The sequence below is a fragment of the Streptomyces sp. OR43 genome (assembly GCF_008042275.1).
In the GTDB taxonomy this organism is placed as follows: Bacteria; Actinomycetota; Actinomycetes; order Streptomycetales; family Streptomycetaceae; genus Streptomyces.
Genome location: NZ_RDBK01000008.1, coordinates 303823 through 321018, shown reverse-complemented (window position 1 = coordinate 321018; position 17196 = coordinate 303823). Strand labels below are relative to the sequence as shown.

The 17196-nt window shown below is 71.9% G+C and carries 17 protein-coding genes and 1 pseudogene; 1 reads left to right on the top strand and 17 read right to left on the bottom strand.

Translation table 11 applies throughout. The annotated features are described in order from the left end of the window. Window positions 1-60: 60 nt before the first annotated feature. The 4 genes from EAO72_RS05455 to aroH all read right to left on the bottom strand — a co-directional run bounded on the left by EAO72_RS05455 (window position 61) and on the right by aroH (window position 2972). Window positions 61-723, bottom strand: a complete 663-nt coding sequence (locus tag EAO72_RS05455; RefSeq protein ID WP_148016044.1) for a lysophospholipid acyltransferase family protein — start codon at window positions 721-723, stop codon at window positions 61-63. Next, window positions 720-1382: a (d)CMP kinase gene (gene cmk / locus EAO72_RS05450; RefSeq protein WP_410090058.1), complete on the bottom strand. Its 663-nt coding sequence runs from the start codon at window positions 1380-1382 to the stop codon at window positions 720-722. Before cmk ends, EAO72_RS05455 begins: the two co-directional genes overlap by 4 nt. A 145-nt stretch (window positions 1383-1527) precedes the next feature. Next, window positions 1528-2613, bottom strand: a complete 1086-nt coding sequence (locus EAO72_RS05445) for a prephenate dehydrogenase (protein ID WP_148016042.1) — start codon at window positions 2611-2613, stop codon at window positions 1528-1530. Further along, the gene (gene aroH / locus EAO72_RS05440) at window positions 2610-2972 is read right to left on the bottom strand and encodes a chorismate mutase (protein WP_148016041.1); all 363 of its coding nucleotides are present in this window, start codon (window positions 2970-2972) and stop codon (window positions 2610-2612) included. The genes EAO72_RS05445 and aroH overlap by 4 nt, the downstream gene beginning before the upstream one ends. A 138-nt stretch (window positions 2973-3110) precedes the next feature. On the opposite strand from aroH, the gene EAO72_RS05435 reads away from it, so the two are divergent. Beyond that, window positions 3111-3815 carry a nucleotidyltransferase domain-containing protein gene (locus EAO72_RS05435; protein ID WP_148016040.1) on the top strand — a complete coding sequence of 235 codons (705 nt, stop codon included), beginning with the start codon at window positions 3111-3113 and terminating at the stop codon, window positions 3813-3815. Window positions 3816-3833: 18 nt separating this feature from the next. On the opposite strand, the gene EAO72_RS05430 is transcribed toward EAO72_RS05435, so the two are convergent. From EAO72_RS05430 to EAO72_RS05370, 13 genes and pseudogenes are all read right to left on the bottom strand, one after another. Continuing rightward, window positions 3834-4628, bottom strand: a complete 795-nt coding sequence (locus EAO72_RS05430) for a nucleotidyltransferase domain-containing protein (protein WP_148016039.1) — start codon at window positions 4626-4628, stop codon at window positions 3834-3836. 3 nt (window positions 4629-4631) lie between these two features. Then, window positions 4632-5654 carry an ADP-ribosylglycohydrolase family protein gene (locus EAO72_RS05425; RefSeq protein WP_148016038.1) on the bottom strand — a complete coding sequence of 341 codons (1023 nt, stop codon included), beginning with the start codon at window positions 5652-5654 and terminating at the stop codon, window positions 4632-4634. Then, on the bottom strand, window positions 5651-6385 hold the full coding sequence (locus tag EAO72_RS05420; RefSeq protein ID WP_148016037.1) for an NUDIX hydrolase: 735 nt from the start codon (window positions 6383-6385) through the stop codon (window positions 5651-5653). The genes EAO72_RS05425 and EAO72_RS05420 overlap by 4 nt, the downstream gene beginning before the upstream one ends. Beyond that, a complete protein-coding gene (locus EAO72_RS05415) occupies window positions 6382-7461 on the bottom strand; it encodes an AAA family ATPase (protein WP_148016036.1) in 1080 nt (359 codons plus the stop codon). Before EAO72_RS05415 ends, EAO72_RS05420 begins: the two co-directional genes overlap by 4 nt. Beyond that, a complete protein-coding gene (gene pnuC / locus EAO72_RS05410; RefSeq protein WP_148016035.1) occupies window positions 7458-8111 on the bottom strand; it encodes a nicotinamide riboside transporter PnuC in 654 nt (217 codons plus the stop codon). The genes EAO72_RS05415 and pnuC overlap by 4 nt, the downstream gene beginning before the upstream one ends. Window positions 8112-8273: 162 nt before the next feature. Further along, window positions 8274-9467, bottom strand: coding sequence for a pseudouridine synthase (locus EAO72_RS05405; protein WP_148016034.1), 1194 nt, complete (start codon window positions 9465-9467; stop codon window positions 8274-8276). Beyond that, window positions 9467-10114, bottom strand: a complete 648-nt coding sequence (scpB, locus tag EAO72_RS05400; RefSeq protein ID WP_148016033.1) for an SMC-Scp complex subunit ScpB — start codon at window positions 10112-10114, stop codon at window positions 9467-9469. Before scpB ends, EAO72_RS05405 begins: the two co-directional genes overlap by 1 nt. Continuing rightward, window positions 10111-11235, bottom strand: coding sequence for a segregation and condensation protein A (locus EAO72_RS05395; RefSeq protein WP_148016032.1), 1125 nt, complete (start codon window positions 11233-11235; stop codon window positions 10111-10113). The genes scpB and EAO72_RS05395 overlap by 4 nt, the downstream gene beginning before the upstream one ends. A 111-nt stretch (window positions 11236-11346) precedes the next feature. Next, a complete protein-coding gene (locus EAO72_RS05390) occupies window positions 11347-11949 on the bottom strand; it encodes a hypothetical protein (RefSeq protein ID WP_148016434.1) in 603 nt (200 codons plus the stop codon). Further along, the gene (locus tag EAO72_RS05385) at window positions 11946-13064 is read right to left on the bottom strand and encodes a ParA family protein (protein ID WP_148016031.1); all 1119 of its coding nucleotides are present in this window, start codon (window positions 13062-13064) and stop codon (window positions 11946-11948) included. Before EAO72_RS05385 ends, EAO72_RS05390 begins: the two co-directional genes overlap by 4 nt. 368 nt (window positions 13065-13432) lie before the next feature. Then, complete coding sequence (ald, locus tag EAO72_RS05380; protein ID WP_148016433.1) at window positions 13433-14548, bottom strand: alanine dehydrogenase; 1116 nt, start codon at window positions 14546-14548, stop codon at window positions 13433-13435. Window positions 14549-14691: 143 nt separating this feature from the next. Further along, window positions 14692-16755 carry a tetratricopeptide repeat protein gene (locus EAO72_RS05375; protein WP_148016030.1) on the bottom strand — a complete coding sequence of 688 codons (2064 nt, stop codon included), beginning with the start codon at window positions 16753-16755 and terminating at the stop codon, window positions 14692-14694. A gap of 275 nt (window positions 16756-17030) precedes the next feature. Further along, a pseudogene (locus tag EAO72_RS05370) lies at window positions 17031-17196 on the bottom strand (ADP-ribose pyrophosphatase); the annotation flags it as partial.

The window sequence follows — 17196 nt, the reverse complement described above, 5'->3', positions numbered from 1 at the left end:
TCCGTTCCTCTTTGCATCATCATCGATGGACCACGCAGCACGCGGTCCACTACTCAAGTCTTACGCGGTGCGCCCGGTGAGGCGTCTGGCCTGCTCCAGGTGGCCGGTCAGCCGTCCCTGGACGCGCACCGTCGCCTCGTCCAGCGCCGTGCGCGTCCGCCGGCCGCTGCCATCACCCGCGTCGAACGCTTCACCGAACACGACATCGACACGGCTGCGCAACGGCGGCAGTGCCGATATCAACCGTCCGCGGCGCTCCGTGCTTCCCAGTACGGCCACGGGCACGATCGGCGCCCCGCTGCGTACCGCGAAATACGCCAGTCCGGCGCGCAGCGAGGCGAAGTCTCCTTCGCCCCTGGTGCCCTCGGGGAAGATCCCGAGCACTCCGCCGTCCTCCAGCACGCCGAGGGCGTGGGTGATGGCGGTGCGGTCGGCGATCGAACGGTCCACCTTCAGCTGACCGATTCCGCGCAGGAACGGGTCCAGGGGGCCGACGAACGCCTCTTTCTTGATCAGGAAGTGGACGGGCCGGGGCGCGGTGCCCATCAGCATCGGCCCGTCGATGTTGTGCGAGTGGTTCACCGCGAGTATGACGGGTCCGGAGGCGGGGACCCGCCAGGCGCCGAGTACGCGGGGCTTGAAGAGCCCGTACATCAGCCCGATCCCGATGCCGCGCCCGACCGCCGCTCCGCGCAGCGTGGGCGCGCCCGTGGCAGGTGTCACCGGGCGGCCTGCTTCTCCCCGACGAGGGTGACGACGCACTCGATGACCTGCTGGAGGGTCAGCTCGGTGGTGTCCACCTCGACCGCGTCGCCCGCCTTGGCGAGCGGCGAGGTCTTGCGGCCGGAGTCGGCGGCGTCCCGCTTGATCAGTGCTTCCTTGGTGGCGGCCAGATCGGATCCCTTGACCTCGCCGCTGCGACGGGCCGCGCGGGCCTCCGGGGACGCGGTCAGGAAGATCTTGATGTCGGCGTCGGGCAGCACCGTCGTGCCGATGTCGCGGCCCTCGACGACGATGCCCTTCGCCGCTCCGGCGGCGATGGTGCGCTGCAGCTCGGTGATGCGGGTGCGCACCTCGGGGACGGCGCTGACGGCGCTGACCTTGGAGGTGACCTCCTGCGTACGGATCGGGCCGGAGGCGTCCTCGCCGTCGACGGTGATCGTCGGGCCGGTGGGGTCGGTGCCGGAGACGATGACCGGCTTGGCGGCCGCGGTGGCCACCTCCGCCGCGTCGTGCACGTCGATGCCGTTGTTCAGCATCCACCAGGTGATCGCCCGGTACTGGGCACCGGTGTCCAGGTAGCTGAGGCCGAGCTGGGCGGCGACGGCCTTGGACGTGCTGGACTTGCCGGTTCCGGAGGGGCCGTCGATGGCGACGATCACTGCGGCCGCTTCCTGGTACACGGGGCGGGCGGGACGGGACGCGTGAACCCGCCCCGCACAAGGTTACCGAGTGCCGGGGCGGGCCCGACCACCCCTGTGGAAAAGTGCCTCCCGGCCCGGCGCCCCAAGGGCCCGGGAGACGGTCCTACTGCCGGATCGACCAGCCCCGCTCGCGCAGGGCGGCGCTCAGGGCCGGGGCGGCGCTCGGTTCGACCATCAGCTGGACGAGGCCCGCCTGCTGGCCGGTGGCGTGCTCGATCCGTACGTCCTCGACGTTGACCCCGGCCCGGCCTGCGTCCGCGAAGATCCCGGCCAGTTCGCCGGGGCGGTCGCTGATGAGGACGGCCACGACCTCGTACGAGGCGGGGGCGGCCCCGTGCTTGCCGGGGACCCTGACCCGGCCGGCGTTGCCGCGGCGCAGGACGTCCTGGATGCCTTCGGTGCCCTCGCGCCGCTTGTCCTCGTCGGCGGACTGCATCCCGCGCAGCGCGGTGACGGTCTCCTCCAGATCGGCGGCTACTCCCGCGAGGACGTCGGCGACCGGGCCCGGGTTGGCGGACAGGATCTCCACCCACATCCGGGGGTCGGAGGCCGCGATCCGTGTGACGTCCCTGATGCCCTGGCCGCACAGGCGCACCGCGGTCTCGTCGGCCTCCTCCAGGCGGGCGGCGACCATCGACGAGATCAGCTGCGGGGTGTGGGAGACGAGGGCGACGGCACGGTCGTGGGCGTCGGCGTCCATGACGACCGGGACGGCGCGGCAGAGCGCGACCAGCTCCAGCGCGAGGTTGAGGACCTCGGTGTCGGTGTCCCGCGTGGGCGTGAGGACCCAGGGCCGGCCCTCGAAGAGGTCGGCGGTGGCGGCGAGCGGGCCGGACCGTTCCTTGCCGGCCATCGGGTGCGTACCGATGTACGGGGTGAGGTCGACGCCGAGCGCCTCCAGCTCGCGGCGCGGTCCGCCCTTCACGCTCGCGACGTCCAGGTAGCCGCGTGCCACGCCGCCGCTGATGGCGGTGGCGAGCACGGTCGCGGTGTGGGACGGCGGCACGGCGACGATCGCCAGGTCGACGCGGCCCTCGGGCTGCTCGTCCGTACCGGCTCCGAGGGCGGCCGCCGTACGGGCCGACTCGGGGTCGTGGTCGACGAGGTGGACCTTGATGCCGCGCCCGGCGAGGGCGAGGGCCGCGGAGGTGCCGACGAGGCCCGTTCCGATGACGACGGCGGTTCTCACTGGGCGATGTCCTTGCGAAGGGAGGCGGTGGCGCCCAGGTAGACATGGGCGATCTCGGACTTGGCGAGATAGGTCTCGACATGGGCGAGGATCCGCACCACCCGGGGCATGGCCCCCTCGATGTCCAGCTCCTGGGCGCAGATCAGCGGTACGTCGACGATACCGATGCCGCGTGCCGCGGCGGCCGGGAAGTCGCAGTGCAGATCGGGTGTGGCCGTGAACCAGATGCTGATCAGATCGTCCGCGACCAGGCTGTTGCGCTCCAGGACGGTGGTGAGCAGGGCACTGACCTGCTCGTCCATGTGTCCGGCCTCGTCCCGCTCCAGCTGGACGGCTCCACGGACCGCTCGTACCGCCACGTCGTGCTCCTTGCCTGTTCCTGCCGCGCCTGCGCTTGCCTTTTCAGCCTACGGTGGCAGCGGCATGCCGCGCCGGGGCGCCCTGTCCGTGAGACGCGGCGGCGGCGCGTGGTCATGCGGGGCGCGTACCCTCCCCGCATGATCTCCCCCGACGTCGAGTCCCTGGTCCGCGACCACACGGTCTACTCCTGTGTGATGGGCTCGCGCGCCTTCGGGCTCGCGACGGAGGGCAGCGACACGGACCGGCGCGGGGTGTTCCTCGCTCCGACCCCGTTGTTCTGGCGGTTCGACAAGCCGCCGACCCATGTCGAAGGCCCGGCCGACGAGCAGTTCTCCTGGGAGCTGGAACGGTTCTGCGAACTGGCTCTGCGGGCCAACCCCAATGTGCTGGAGTGCCTGCACTCGCCCCTGGTGGAGCGGGTCGACGCGACGGGCCGTGAGCTCCTCTCCCTGCGCGAGGCGTTCCTGTCCCGGCAGGCCCATCAGACCTTCGTCCGGTATGCGCTGGGCCAGCGCCGGAAGCTGGAGGCGGACGTCCGGCAGTACGGGGCGCCGCGCTGGAAGCACGCGATGCATCTGCTGCGGCTGCTGGCGAGCTGCCGGGACCTGCTGCTTACGGGAGAGCTCACGATCGACGTGGGCGCGGCCCGGGAGGAACTGCTGGCCGTCAAGCGGGGCGAGGTCGCCTGGCCGGAGGTGGAGCGGCGGATGGCGTCGCTGGCCGAGGAGAACGACGAGGCCGCCGCCGTCTCCCCGCTGCCCGACCGGCCGGACCGGGCGCGGGTCGAGGACTTCCTGATCCGCGCCCGGCGGGCGTCGGCCCTGGCGTGCGAAGCGGGCTGACAGCGCCGGGCGGCCTGCTCAGCCGGCCGGGACGTGGGTCAGGCGCGCCCGCACCACCAGTTCGTGCAGTGCGTCGAATCCGCTCGCCCCGTCCGGAAGGCCCGACTCCGCCTGGGCGCCGTCGAGCACGCGGTGCAGCGACTCGACGTCCCGGGCCACCGCCTCGGCGTCCACCCCGTCCGCTCCCCCGTGTTCGGCGGCGGCCTTGGCCGTGATCAGCCCGGGGAGGTAGGACGGCGCCGGCACCCGGGTGAGCAGCGTGGGCAGATGCGCCAGCACCTCGCCGCTGCGCATCAGGTGGATGCCGGTGAGCAGCGCCCGGAAGGTGTACAGGAGCGGTTTCAGTTCGCCGGTCTTCTCGAAGAGCCGCCACTGGGTGTTCGCGAATCCGCGGTAGTGGTGCGCGTGGTTGCGGGTGAGGACGGCCGGCGAGAGGGCCACCAGCTCGGCGTGCAGGGCGCTCGTGTGCACGACGAGCGGTGACAGCAACTGCTCCAGCACGTAGCCGTTCGGCTTCAGCATCAGCCGGACGAACTTGCGGAGATCGTGGGTGACCAGGTCCATCTCCACCCCTTCGTCGCTGTCCCACATCCGCGAGCGGGTCTCCTCGGGCTCGCGGAGGCCGACCAGGTCCTCGGCGGGCAGGACGTGGACCCCCCGCAGGTCCACGTCCGAGTCCCGGGAGGGGAACCCGTACAGATGCGCGCCGGAGACCGTGGCGAACAGCAGCGGGTGGCGTTCCCCGGCGATGACCGGGCCGAGGTCGGTGACCGGCAGCCCGGCCTCCTGGAGGAGCGCGGTGTTCGTGAGCATGGCTCAAGCGTCCCAGAGCGCCCCCAGGGACAGGAGGTCGCTCCGGTACTCGATCCGCTCCGACCACTCCTTGGGCCAGGCCGCCGAGCCCAGATGCGCGCCGGCCAGGGCGCCGGTCAGGCAGCCGAGCGAGTCCGAGTCGCCCCGGGTGCAGGCGGCGCGGCGCAGCGCGGTGACGGGCTCGTCGGGGAAGAGCAGGAAGCAGTGCAGGGCCGTGGCGAGTGCCTCCTCGGCGACCCAGCCGTCGCCGGTGCTCTCGCAGGGGTCGGTCTCCGGTGACGGATGGCGCAGGGCGTCCTGGACCCGGGCCAGGGCGGTGAGGCACTCGTCCCAGCCGCGCTGGATGTACAGCTCCGGGGACGCGTCGCCCGCGTGGCGCCAGAGGTCGCCGAGCCAGCGGGTGAGGTAGCGGTTGCTGTTCTCGTACGCGTAGCTGCGCAGCTGGCCGACCAGGCCCATCGGCTCCGCGCCCTGGGCCAGCAGGTACACCGCGCGGGCTGTCAGGTCGGACGCGGCGAGTGCGGTCGGGTGTCCGTGGGTGAGGGCCGCCTGGAGCTGGGCGGCGCCGGCGCGCTGTTCCTCGCTCAGCCCGGGAACGAGTCCGACGGGCGCGACGCGCATGTTGGCGCCGCAGCCCTTGGAACCGGTCTGGCTGGCCTCCTGCCAGAGGCGGTCGCTGTCGAGCAGACGGCAGGCGGTCATGCAGGTGCGCCCGGGGGCGCGGTTGTTGTCGGGCGAGTGGTACCAGTCGACGAACTCCTCGCGCACCGGCCGCGCCAGGCGCAGCGGAGTGAGCAGTCCGCGGTCCATGGCGGTACGGATTCCGCGTCCGAGAGCCAGGGTCATCTGGGTGTCGTCGGTGACGAACGCCGGCTTCGGCAGCCGCATCTGGCGCCACGGCCCGCACTTGGCGAGGATCGACGGCACGTTGTTGAACTCGGTGGGGAAGCCCAGGGCGTCGCCGAGCGCGAGCCCGGTCAGCGCGCCGGTGGCGGCCTGTTTGGTGAGGGTCCTGGTCACGATCACGTGCTTCTTCCTTCCGGTCGCAGCAGTGGAGGGTGCAGGGCGGTGGCGGCACCCGCCCGGTGGAGGGCGGCCGGTTTTCCCCGTCCTCCGGTGCGGCGCGGCGGTCCCTCCACGGCCTGGACGAATCCGGGTGTGGCGAGGACCTTGCGCCGGAAGTTGGGCCGGTCCAGCTCGACGCCCCAGACCGTCTCGTACACCTGCTGGAGCTCTCCCAGGGTGAATTCGGGCGGGCAGAACGCGGTGGCCAGGCAGGTGTACTCGAGTTTGGCGCCGATCCTGGCCCGGGCGTCGGCGAGGATGACGTCGTGGTCGAAGGCGAGCGGCCCGAGCCGCCCGGCGTCCCACCACCGGGCGCCGGCCGCGTCGCCGCCGCCGCGCGGTTCGGGCAGATCGGGCACGAGGGCGGCGTAGGCGACGGAGACGACCCGCATCCTCGGGTCGCGGTCCGGTTCGCTGTAGGTGCGCAGTTGCTCCAGGTGGAGGGACGGGACGGCGTCCTCGGTCAGCCCGGTCTCCTCGGCCAGTTCCCTGCGCGCCGCGGTCCCCGCCGACTCGCGGGGCAGCACGAAGCCGCCGGGCAGCGCCCAGTGGCCCTTGTACGGCTCCTCGCCCCGTTCGACGAGCAGGACGTGGAGCCGGGACTCGCGCACGGTGAAGACGGCGAGGTCGACGGTGACGGCGAACGGTTCGAAGGCGTGCGGGTCGTAGCCCTGGGGCGCGGCGGCGTTCACCGTCGCTCCGGGAGGGGCGCGGCGAAGTCCCAGCCGTCGGCGAGCAGGGTGTCCACGGCCGCGACGGCGGCGGCCAGCCGCTCGGTCCTGCTGCCGGTGACTTCGGTGAACGTCCTTCCCGTGCGGGTGAGTTCGGCCCGGAAGCGGTCGGTCATCCAGGGCCGCAGCTCCTCGCCGTCGCGCAGTCCGTCGTCCTCGAAGGCGACGCCCTCGTGGTCGGTGAGCAGCCACAGATGATGGGTGACCCGGTCGGCCGTCCGCTCGACCAGGGGGTTGCGGCCGCCGACGTACCGCTCGTGCCACACGGTCGTGGCGAAGGAGTCCGTGTCGCAGACGAGGAGCGGGGAACCGGCGCGGGCCGCGGCCTCCTCGCGGGCGTTCTGGGTCTCGGCGATGAGGGGGAAGTCGTGCGTGGTGAAGGAGACGTCCTCCCACTGGGCCCCGGGCCACCGGGCGCGCAGCGCGGCGAGTTTCTGCTCGCTGAACTCACGCCCGTACTCGGCCACGTAACCGGTGTGCGCCCAGATGCCGCCGCGCCGCCGGTAGTGCGCGGCGAGGTCACGGGCCAGGGTGGTGGTCCCGGTGGACTCGGCGCCGAGGACGACGACCCGCCGGGTGAGCGCCGCCCTGACCGGGGGTTCGAGGAAGTCCCAGCAGCCGGCCGGATCCGCGCGGACGGCGGTTCCGGAGACCGGGAAGACCGTGCGGTCCGGGTCGACGCAGACGGACTCGGCGCCGAAGCGGCGGGCCAGTTCGTCCCCGTACTCCTCCGAGGTGAAGACGGCGTCCACGGGCTCGGGCACGGCCCCGGTGAAGACGGCCATGTGGGCGTCCCAGATCGCCGGGTCGTGGAGATCCATCCGGGTGTCGTCCATGGCGCCCACCACCGTCACGTCCGGGTGCACCTCGCGCATCCAGGCGACCCGGTCGGCGAGCGGCACCGATTCCACCGAGGCGGCGCAGACCAGCACGGTCAGCCGCTCGCAGCGGTCCCGGGCGGTGCGGACGAGGTGGTGGTGGCCGGCGTGCGGCGGATAGAACTTCCCGAGCACCAGCCCGTGTGCGAAACGCTTCATGCCACGGCCTCCACGGGCTCCGGGGCGCGGGCGGCGAGGTCCCGTGTCCAGTTGCGCAGGCCGATCAGGCACAGCGTCAGGAATCCGGCGTACAGCAGCGAGGTCAGATAGAGCTCCTTGTACGCGTACAGCGGGATGTAGACCACGTCCGCGGCGATCCAGAGCCACCACGACTCGACGAGCTTCCCGCACTGCCCGTACGTCGCCGTGAGCGACAGGGCGGTCGTCAGGGCGTCCCAGAAGGGCACCGTCGAGTCGGTCGCCCGGTCGAGCAGAACGGTCAGCGCGAGGGTCCCCACCGCCCCTGCCACGAGCAGCCCGGTCCATTCGGTGCGGGTGGTGCGCCGCACCGGCAGGCCGTCCGTCCCTGGTCCACCCCCGTGGGTCCAGGTCCACCAGCCGTACGCGGCAAGGGCGATGAAGACGATCTGGAGTCCGGCGTCGGCGTACAGACCGGACTGGGCGAACAGCAGGATGAAGAAGACGTTGTTGGCGATGCCGATCGGCCAGTTGGCGAGATGCTGGCGGGCCACGAGCCAGACGCACAGCGCACCGCTGCCGAAGCCCAGCACCTCGGTCCAGCTGACCGGGGTGTCCAGAACCGTCACCAGGGGCCGCTGCAGAGGGTCGAGTACATCCGCGAGACTCACGCCCGCCTCCTTAATAGTCACTCTGACTATAAAGGCGGAACGGTGGCAGCAAAAGACCCGCGGCCGGTTCCTGTTCGAAAATCGGAAATCGAAAACCGGAACCGGCCGCGGGCCGTGAGCGGGGCCGGCCGGTCCGCGGAAGCTGCGGACCGGCGGGGTGATCTACAGACCGACCTCGCGCATCAGCATGCCCACCTCGGTGTTGGTGAGGCGGCGCAGCCAGCCCGACTTCTGGTCGCCCAGCGGGATCGGCCCGAACGAGGTGCGCACGAGGCGCTCGACGGGGAAGCCGGCCTCGGCCAGCATCCGGCGGACGATGTGCTTGCGGCCCTCGTGGAGGGTCACCTCGACGAGGTAGTTCTTGCCGGTGTTCTCGACGACGCGGAAGTGGTCGGCGCGGGCGTACCCGTCCTCCAGCTGGATGCCGTCCTTGAGCCGCTTGCCCAGGTCACGCGGGAGCGGGCCCTGGATGGCGGCGAGGTAGGTCTTCTTCACGCCGTACTTCGGGTGGGTGAGACGGTGGGCCAGCTCGCCGTGGTTGGTGAGCATGATGATGCCCTCGGTCTCGGTGTCCAGCCGGCCGACGTGGAAGAGACGCGTCTCACGGTTGGTGACGTAGTCGCCGAGGCACTGACGGCCGTCCGGGTCCTCCATGGAGGAGACGACACCGGCCGGCTTGTTCAGCGCGAAGAAGAGGTACGACTGGGTGGCGACGGTCAGGCCGTCCACCTTGATCTCGTCGTGGTGCACGTCGACGCGCATGCCCTGCTCGACGACGATCTCGCCGTTCACCTCGACGCGGGACTGCTCGATGAGCTCCTCGCACGCGCGGCGCGAGCCAATGCCGGCCCGGGCGAGGATCTTCTGCAGCCGCTCGCCCTCCTGCTCGGCGCCCGGGTGGGTCTTGGGCGTCTTGATCTCGGGCTTGTCCGCGTACCTGTCGCGGTTGCGCTGCTCGATCTTGGCGTCGAGCTCGCGCGAGCGGGCCGGGGAGCCGTACGGGGCACGCCGGCCGCCGCCCCTGGAGCCGCCCGACGCCGCCTTCGGACCGCCCTTGGCGCCGCCGCGGGCAGCGTCGCCGCGGCCCTTGCGGGTGCCGCCGTCGCCGCCCGGCTTGTCGTTGCCGACGTCGTAGCGGCGCTCCTCGGGGCGGGGGCGGCGGGGACGCTGCTCCTGCTTGTCGTCGCGCCCGGAGCCCGAGGTCCGGGGGTTCGGGTTGCTGTTGCGGCCCGTGCCGGTGTTGTTCCTGCTGCTCCTGCCGCCGCCGCTGCCGCCGCTCCTGGAGCCGCCGCCGCTGTTGCCGCCGCTCCTGCCGCCGGCGCCGCTGCTGCCGCTGTTCCTGCCACTGCTTCGCATCAAAATTCCGTCTTGTCGTGTGCGTGAGTATCCGGGGTGTCCGGTGCGTCCGGATCGAACGACGGCACACCCTCTAGCGTCTCAGCCTCGATCGCGTCCGCCTCGGGGAGGAAGGGCGCGAGCTCCGGGAGCTCGTCCAGGCCACGCAGGCCCATTCGCTCCAGAAAGTAGTTCGTCGTCCTGTACAGGATCGCACCTGTTTCGGGTTCCGCGCCCGCTTCCTCGACCAGACCCCTCTGGAGCAGGGTCCGCATGACCCCGTCACAGTTCACGCCGCGCACCGCCGAGACCCTCGACCGGCTCACCGGCTGGCGGTACGCGACCACCGCGAGGGTCTCCAGTGCCGCCTGCGTCAGACGGGCGTGCTGCCCGTCCAGGACGAAGCCCTCGACCGCGGGCGCGTACTCCGGGCGCGTGTAGAAGCGCCAGCCGCCCGCGACGAGTCTGAGGTCGAATCCGCGGCGCTGGACGGTGTACTCGTCGGCCAGTTCCCGCAGCGCGTCGGCGACGGCCCGCCGGGGCCGTTCCAGCACCTTGGCCAGGTGCTCCTCGGTCGCGGGCTCGTCGACGACCATGAGGACGGCCTCCAGCGCGGGCTTGAGGTCGAGGTCCGCGACGGCGGTGCCGGTGATGTCCTGCTCGCTCATTCCTTCACGTCCCGCTGTGCGTCCTGCACGTTCTGTGCCTCCTGATCGAACTCGTCCGTCACGGTGGGCCCGGCTCCCTCTCCCCCGGCCCAGCGCACCGTGAGCTCGCCGAGCGCCTCCTCCTGGTCCAGGACGACGGCCTTCTCCCGGTAGAGCTCCAGCAGGGCGAGGAACCGTGCGACGACGGTGAGGGTGTCCGGAGCGTCCTCGGTCAGCTCCCGGAAGCTGATCTCCCCCGCCTCGCGGAGCCGCTCCACCACGATCCCGGCCTGTTCGCGGACGCTGACCAGGGGGGCGTGGATGTGGTCGATGTAGACCTGCGGCCGGGGCTTCGGCTGCATCGCCTTCACCGCGAGCCGGGCGAAGCCCTCGGCCCCGATGCTGATGACGACGTCGGGCAGCAACTGTGCGTGGTGAGGCTCCAGCCCGACGGTACGGGGGAAGCGCCGGCCCTCCGATTCCAGGCGGGCACTGAAGATCTCGGCGATGCGCTTGTACGCGCGGTACTGCAGCAGCCTTGCGAAGAGCAGGTCCCTGGCCTCCAGGAGCGCCAGGTCGCCCTCGTCCTCCACCTCGGCGGCGGGCAGCAACCGGGCGGCCTTCAGATCGAGGAGGGTCGCGGCGACGACGAGGAACTCGGTGGTCTGGTCGAGGTCCCAGTCCGGCCCCATGGCCCGGATGTGGGCCATGAACTCGTCGGTGACCTTGGACAGAGCGACCTCGGTCACATCCAGCTTGTGCTTGGAGATGAGCTGGAGCAGCAGATCGAACGGGCCCTCGAAGTTCGCCAGCCGGACGGTGAAACGCCCGTCGTCGGGGGCGGGGGCGGAGGCGGGGCCGGGGCCGAGGACCGGAGCCGGCTCGGCTGCGGGATCTACGGTTTCGAGCACCTCGCCCGCTGCCGGAACCCCGTCCGGAACAACCTCGTCCGCTGCCGGAACCATGTCCGGAACAACCTTGTCCGCTGCCGGAACCTCGCCGGGAACAACCTCGTCCTCTGCCGGGACCGGCAGCGGGGCAACGTCCCGCGCTGCCGGCCCGTCCCCGGGCACGGGTCCGCCGCCCGGCCCGCGGCCCAGGGGGCGGCGGGAGGCACGGGCGGACTGGTCGGGTGTCGGCATGGAGATCCAGGGTGCGAGGGGAGACGGGCGGCGGGCGGCGGCCCGTACGGATACGGGCCGCGCCGCTCGGCCGGCGGCCGCCCTGCGGGCAGGCTACCGGCGCCGCACCGCTCAGCGGCCGCGCAGCCGCCGGACGAGGATGCTCGCGTCGCCCCGTGACTCCAGGTCCGCGAGGACCACGGCGACGGCCTCACGGACGATCCGCCCGCGGTCGACGGCGAGGCCGTGCTCGCCGCGCAGTACGAGACGCGCGTGTTCGAGGTCCATCAGCTCCTCGGCGGAGACGTAGACCGTGATCTTCTCGTCGTGGCGCTCCCGGCCGCTGGGCCGCCGGTTCGCGCCGCGCCCGCCGCCCCGTCTGCGCTGCTGCTGGACGACGGGGGCCGGCACCGGTTCCTGCGAGGACGGCGGCTGCGGGCGGCGGCCCGCCTGGGCGGCCACCGCGACGCGGTCGTTCTCGCCGCCGCGGCTGCGCGATCCGCCGGCGTTGGCGTCGGTGTCCGCCGCGGAGTGCTCCTCCTGCGAGGAGGGAGCCGGGCCCTCGGAGGCTTCGGAGCCCTCCCCCGGCGTGCCGTCCGCGGAATCGGCCTCGCCGGCCGGAGCCGGTACCCGGGTCTCACCGTTCGCCTTGCGCCGCCGCTCCGCGGGGGACGAGGACTGCAGGCCCATCCCCCCGGTGGTACGGAACAGTTCGTCGGCCCCGGGCAGACTCACTCGGCGTGACACCGGGCGAGCACCTCCCTGGCGAGCTGGCGATAGGCGGCGGCACCGACCGAGTTGGAGGCGTACGTGGTGATGGGCTCCCCGGCGACCGTGGTCTCCGGGAAGCGGACCGTGCGCCCGATGACCGTGTGGTAGACGTGATCGTCGAATGCCTCGACGACGCGCGCGAGGACCTCGCGGCTGTGCACCGTACGGGAGTCGTACATGGTGGCGAGGATGCCGTCGAGCTCCAGGTCCGGGTTGAGCCGCTCCTGGACCTTCTCGATGGTCTCGGTGAGCAGGGCCACTCCGCGCAGCGCGAAGAACTCGCACTCGAGCGGCACTATCACCTTGTGCGCGGCGGTCAGCGCGTTCACGGTGAGCAGTCCGAGCGAGGGCTGGCAGTCGATCACGATGTAGTCGTAGTCGGCCATCAGCGGCTTCAGGGCGCGCTGCAGCGTGGACTCGCGGGCGACCTCGCTGACCAGCTGGACCTCGGCGGCCGACAGGTCGATGTTGCTCGGCAGCAGGTCCATGTTGGGCACGGCGGTCTTCAGGAGGACCTCGTCGGCCGCCATGCCCCGCTCCATGAGCAGGTTGTAGACGGTGAGGTCGAGCTCCATCGGGTTGACGCCGAGGCCGACGGACAGGGCTCCCTGCGGGTCGAAGTCGACGAGCAGGACGCGCCGGCCGTACTCCGCGAGCGCGGCACCCAGGTTGATGGTCGACGTCGTCTTGCCGACGCCGCCCTTCTGGTTGCACATCGCGATGATCTTCGCGGGGCCGTGATCGGTCAGCGGGCCCGGGATCGGGAAGTAGGGCAGGGGCCGGCCGGTCGGGCCGATCCGCTCGCGGCGCTGCCGGGCGGCGTCGGGCGCGAGGGTGGCCGCGTACTCCGGATCGGGCTCGTACTCGGCGTCTGGGTCGTAGAAGTGCCCCTGGGGCGCTTCGTCGAAGTCGGCGAAGTGGGCGGTGTCCCGGCCACTCTCGTTGCCGGCCATGGCGTTCACGTGTAGGCCGTCCATCATCTGGGGGGCTGTCGTCATGTGCTGGTGGGTGGCGAAGGTGCGGACAGCGACGGAGCCGACAGCCTCCAGCCCGTTCGGGCTCTGGCCCCGCGCCGGCATCCCTGGATGAACACCCCCGGGAGTAAATGTCGACTCATTCACAAGTCGTCTTACCTCCTTGGACGTGACCAGGAAACTTATCGATAGGTCAGCGTGGCACCATGCCGACGATTGGCGACTCTATGGCGTGTCACCGGTCCGCAGCAACACAATCCGCCGGACCCGGCCCGTTGTGTCGGCAATCGAACACCCCGCTGTCAAGGGCGCGCAGCCCCTCGGGCGTACTTTTCGCAGGTGCACGAATCGGTTAAAGGGTTACGTTCGAGACGAGTTGCGCGCGGCCCCGGGAAGGCCCGACACGCGTCCGGCCGGACCTTGCTCGGCAAGGTCCGGCCGGACGCGTGAGGTTGACGAAGGCTGTTGACCCGTCAGCCGAGAAGCGTGCCCAGTTCGACGTGGTCGAGACCGTGCGCCTCGGCCACCTCGCGGTAAACGACCTGTCCGTCATGGGTGTTGAGGCCCTTGGCGAGCGCGGCGTCACGACGCAGCGCATCGGCCCAGCCACGGTTCGCGAGCTCCACGATGTAGGGAAGCGTCGCGTTGGTGAGGGCGTAGGTCGAGGTGTTCGGGACCGCGCCCGGCATGTTCGCGACGCAGTAGAAGACCGAGTCGTGAACCATGAAGGTCGGCTCGGCGTGCGTCGTCGGGTGCGAGTCCTCGAAGCAACCGCCCTGATCAATTGCAATGTCGACAAGTACACTTCCGGGCTTCATCTTGGCGACGAGCTCGTTGGTGACCAGCTTCGGGGCCTTCGCTCCGGGGATCAGCACGGCACCGACGACGAGGTCGGCCTCGATGACGGCCTTCTCCAGTTCGAAGGCGTTGGAGACGACGGTCTGCACCTTGGTGCCGAAGATCTTGTCGGCCTCGCGGAGCTTGTTGATGTCCTTGTCGAGCAGCGTGACGTGGAAGCCGAGGCCGACGGCGATCTGCGTGGCGTTCCAGCCGGAGACACCGCCGCCGATGACGACGGCCTTGCCGGCCGCGGTGCCCGGGACGCCGCCGGGCAGCACACCGCGGCCGCCGACCGAACGCATCAGGTGGTACGCGCCGACCTGCGGGGCCAGCCGGCCCGCGACCTCGGACATCGGGGCGAGCAGCGGCAGCGCGCGGTTCGCGGTCTCGACGGTCTCGTAGGCGATGGCGGTGGTGCCGGACTCCAGCAGCGCGTCCGTGCACGCCCGGGACGCGGCGAGGTGCAGGTACGTGAAGAGGGTCTGGTCCTTGCGGAGGCGGTGGTACTCCTCGGCGACCGGCTCCTTGACCTTCAGCAGCAGGTCGGCGGTGGCCCAGACCTCGTCGGCGGTGGGCAGGATCTGCGCCCCGGCGGCGACGTACTCCTCGTCCGTGATGGAGGAGCCGGCCCCGGCGTTCTCCTCGACGACGACCTGGTGGCCGTGACGGACGAGTTCGTGCACACCGGCAGGCGTGATCGCCACGCGGAACTCGTTGTTCTTGACTTCGCGGGGGATGCCGACCTTCACGTCGATCACGGTCCTTGGCTCAGAGGGTTATCCGGGCATAGCTATACATACCCGGATAGACACAGCGTAAATGGAGACACCGCGAACGCCCGCGGCAGAGCCAGTCTAATGAAGGGCTTCTCGCTGTCTAGCCTTACAAAGCATTAATTTTCTGTCGTCGCACTACGGATTTCGTAGGCTGCACGCTCCTCGCCCAGCAATCTCTCGGCCGCACCCCTGTGCAGCCCCGCCGCCGCGGGGTCTCCGAGGCGGTCGAGAGTGTCGGCCAGCCGGAGCTCCAGTGCGGCCTGCAGCCGCAGGTCCTTGGCCTGCCGCGCCCATTCCACGGCCTCCCGGCAGGTCTGCAGCGACTCCTGCGGACGGCCCGCGTACTCCTGGACCCGGGCCACCTCGCTGAGCGCCCGGGCGTGGGCGGGCAGATCGCCGAGCCTGCGGTAGCCGGCAGCCGCCGCGCGCCAGTTCCGCAGCGCCTCGCCGTACCGCCCCGCGTAGGTGTGGACAGTGCCGAGGCGCCCGTAGAGCCTCGCCTCGTCGGCACGTTCGCCCTGGGTGAGGCGCTGGGCCAGCGCCCGGCCGTACCAGTCGGAGGCCCGGTGGAAGTCGCCCAGCTCCGCATAGGCGCCGCCCACGGATTCCATGGCCCGGCCGGTGGCGTACGGGTCCTTCGCGGCCCGTCCGGCGTCCAGGGCAGCCCGGTAGCGGACCAGCGCCTCCCGGGTCCTGCCGGTCCCGGCGTCCAGATCGGCGAGGTTGAGGAGGGCGGCTGCCCGCTCCCGGGGCAGATCGCGCCGCTCCGCGACGGCCAGCACCAGACCGTGCAGCCCGTAGAGCTCGGGCGCGGCCGCCTCGGTGCCTTCGTGCGCGGCCAGCGCCCGTACGAGTGCGGCCACCAACCGCCGGGCCAGGGTGTCGAGTTCACCGTCCTCGACGGCGATCCGAGCGGAGGCCACCAGGGCGGGCCTGCGGATCCGCAGCCAGGCGGCGGCCGCCTCGGGGCCGGGGAACCGCAGGGAGCGGGGCAGCCCGGCGAGCTTGCGCCGGGACGGGGAGCCCTCCGGTTCGGTGACCGCGCGGCAGGACTGGAGCAGGCGCACGGTTCGCTCCAGCATCCGGGCCTGCGCGAGCTGGATCTCGGCCGGGCGGTCCCGGTCCTCCAGCAGCGCCCGCAGCAGCTCCGCGAGGCAGCCCGGGACCTCGTACTGCGGCTGCTCGGCCCCGTCGCTGCGCAGCAGCCCCAGCCGCACGAAGTCGTCGAGGGTGGTCCGGGCGGCCGAGACGGAACAGCCGGCGAGCGCCGAGGCCGTGTGGGCGTCGGCGAGTCCGGCCGGGGCGAGCGAGAGCAGCCGCAGTATCCGGGCGGCGGTCGGCGGCAAGGAGTCGTGGACCAGCCGGAAGGCACGGGCCAGCGGGCGGGCCCCGGCGGACTGCTCGGTGTCGTCCGGCAGCTCCCGCAGCTGTTTGGTGACATCGGCGACCGAGGCCGTCGGGCGGGCGGCCAGCCAGCCCCCGACCATGACGAGTGCGGCGGGCTGCCCGCCGCACTCCTCCGCCAGCGTCTCGGCCGTCAGCGGGTCGACGGTGATCCTGACCTGCCCGATCGCTCCGGCCAGCAGTTCGACGGCGGAGCCGGCGTCCAGGCCGCCGAGGGTGCAGGGCCGGACGCCGGGGATCCCGGTCAGCGGGCCCTGCGCGGTGGCGATGACGAGACAGTCCGGGTTGTCCGGCAGCAGCGGGTCGACCTGTTCGGCGTCGGGGGCGTCGTCGAGCAGGAGCAGGACACGGCGTACGGCGAGCGCCTCGCGGACCATCTCGGACAGTTCGTCCGCGTCCGCGCCAGGGGGTCCGGCCACGCCCAGTCCGCGCAGCAGTTCGCGCGCGGCGCGCTCGGTGGGGACAGCGCCGCCACCGGGCTCGGTGAGCCGGACACGGATCATCCCGTCGGGGTAGTCGCCCGCGGCGAGCAGTCTGCGGGCGAGTTCGTCCGCCAGCGCGGTACGGCCGGACCCGGGGCGCCCGGCGATCAGCAGGACCCGGGCCCGTCCGCTCTTGCGACCGGCCATGGTGTCCAGTCCGGCCCGTTCGATATCGGCCCGCAGTTCCTTCAACTCGCGCTCGCGGCCGAAGAATCGGGGTGGTTCGACGGCGGCCGGCTCCTCGGTCCCCGCTGCCTCGGCCGGGCCGCTGGTGTCCACCGCCTGATCCGTCACGGGCCACGCTCCACTTCGCTGCACGCGTCGCCCGCCGGGACTCCGGTCAGGGCGTTCCGAGCGTAGTTCAGGCGGGTGGGCGAATCGGATGGAGCGCGGCGGAGAGGTCCCCCGATCGGATCAGCATCTTTTCCGATCGGGGGCGCGAAGACGTAGCGGCCGGCCTGCGCCAAGCATCGCCGGGCGTTCCGTCAGGCCGACGTACCGACGTACCGACGTACCGTCAGGCTGCCAGACCGACGCGCCGCCTGACTGCCAGGCAGGCCGGCAGTCAGTCAGGCCTCGAACGGCCGGGCGGGCCAGGGCGCCTCCGCGGGCCGCAGCGAGTCGACCCCGTCGCCCGCGAGCGCCGCCGTGAGCGCGAGCGCCCCCACCACGAGGCAGTTGTTGTGCAGATCCCCGGCGAGGGCGCCCCGCACCAGGTCCTGGAGCGGCACCCGG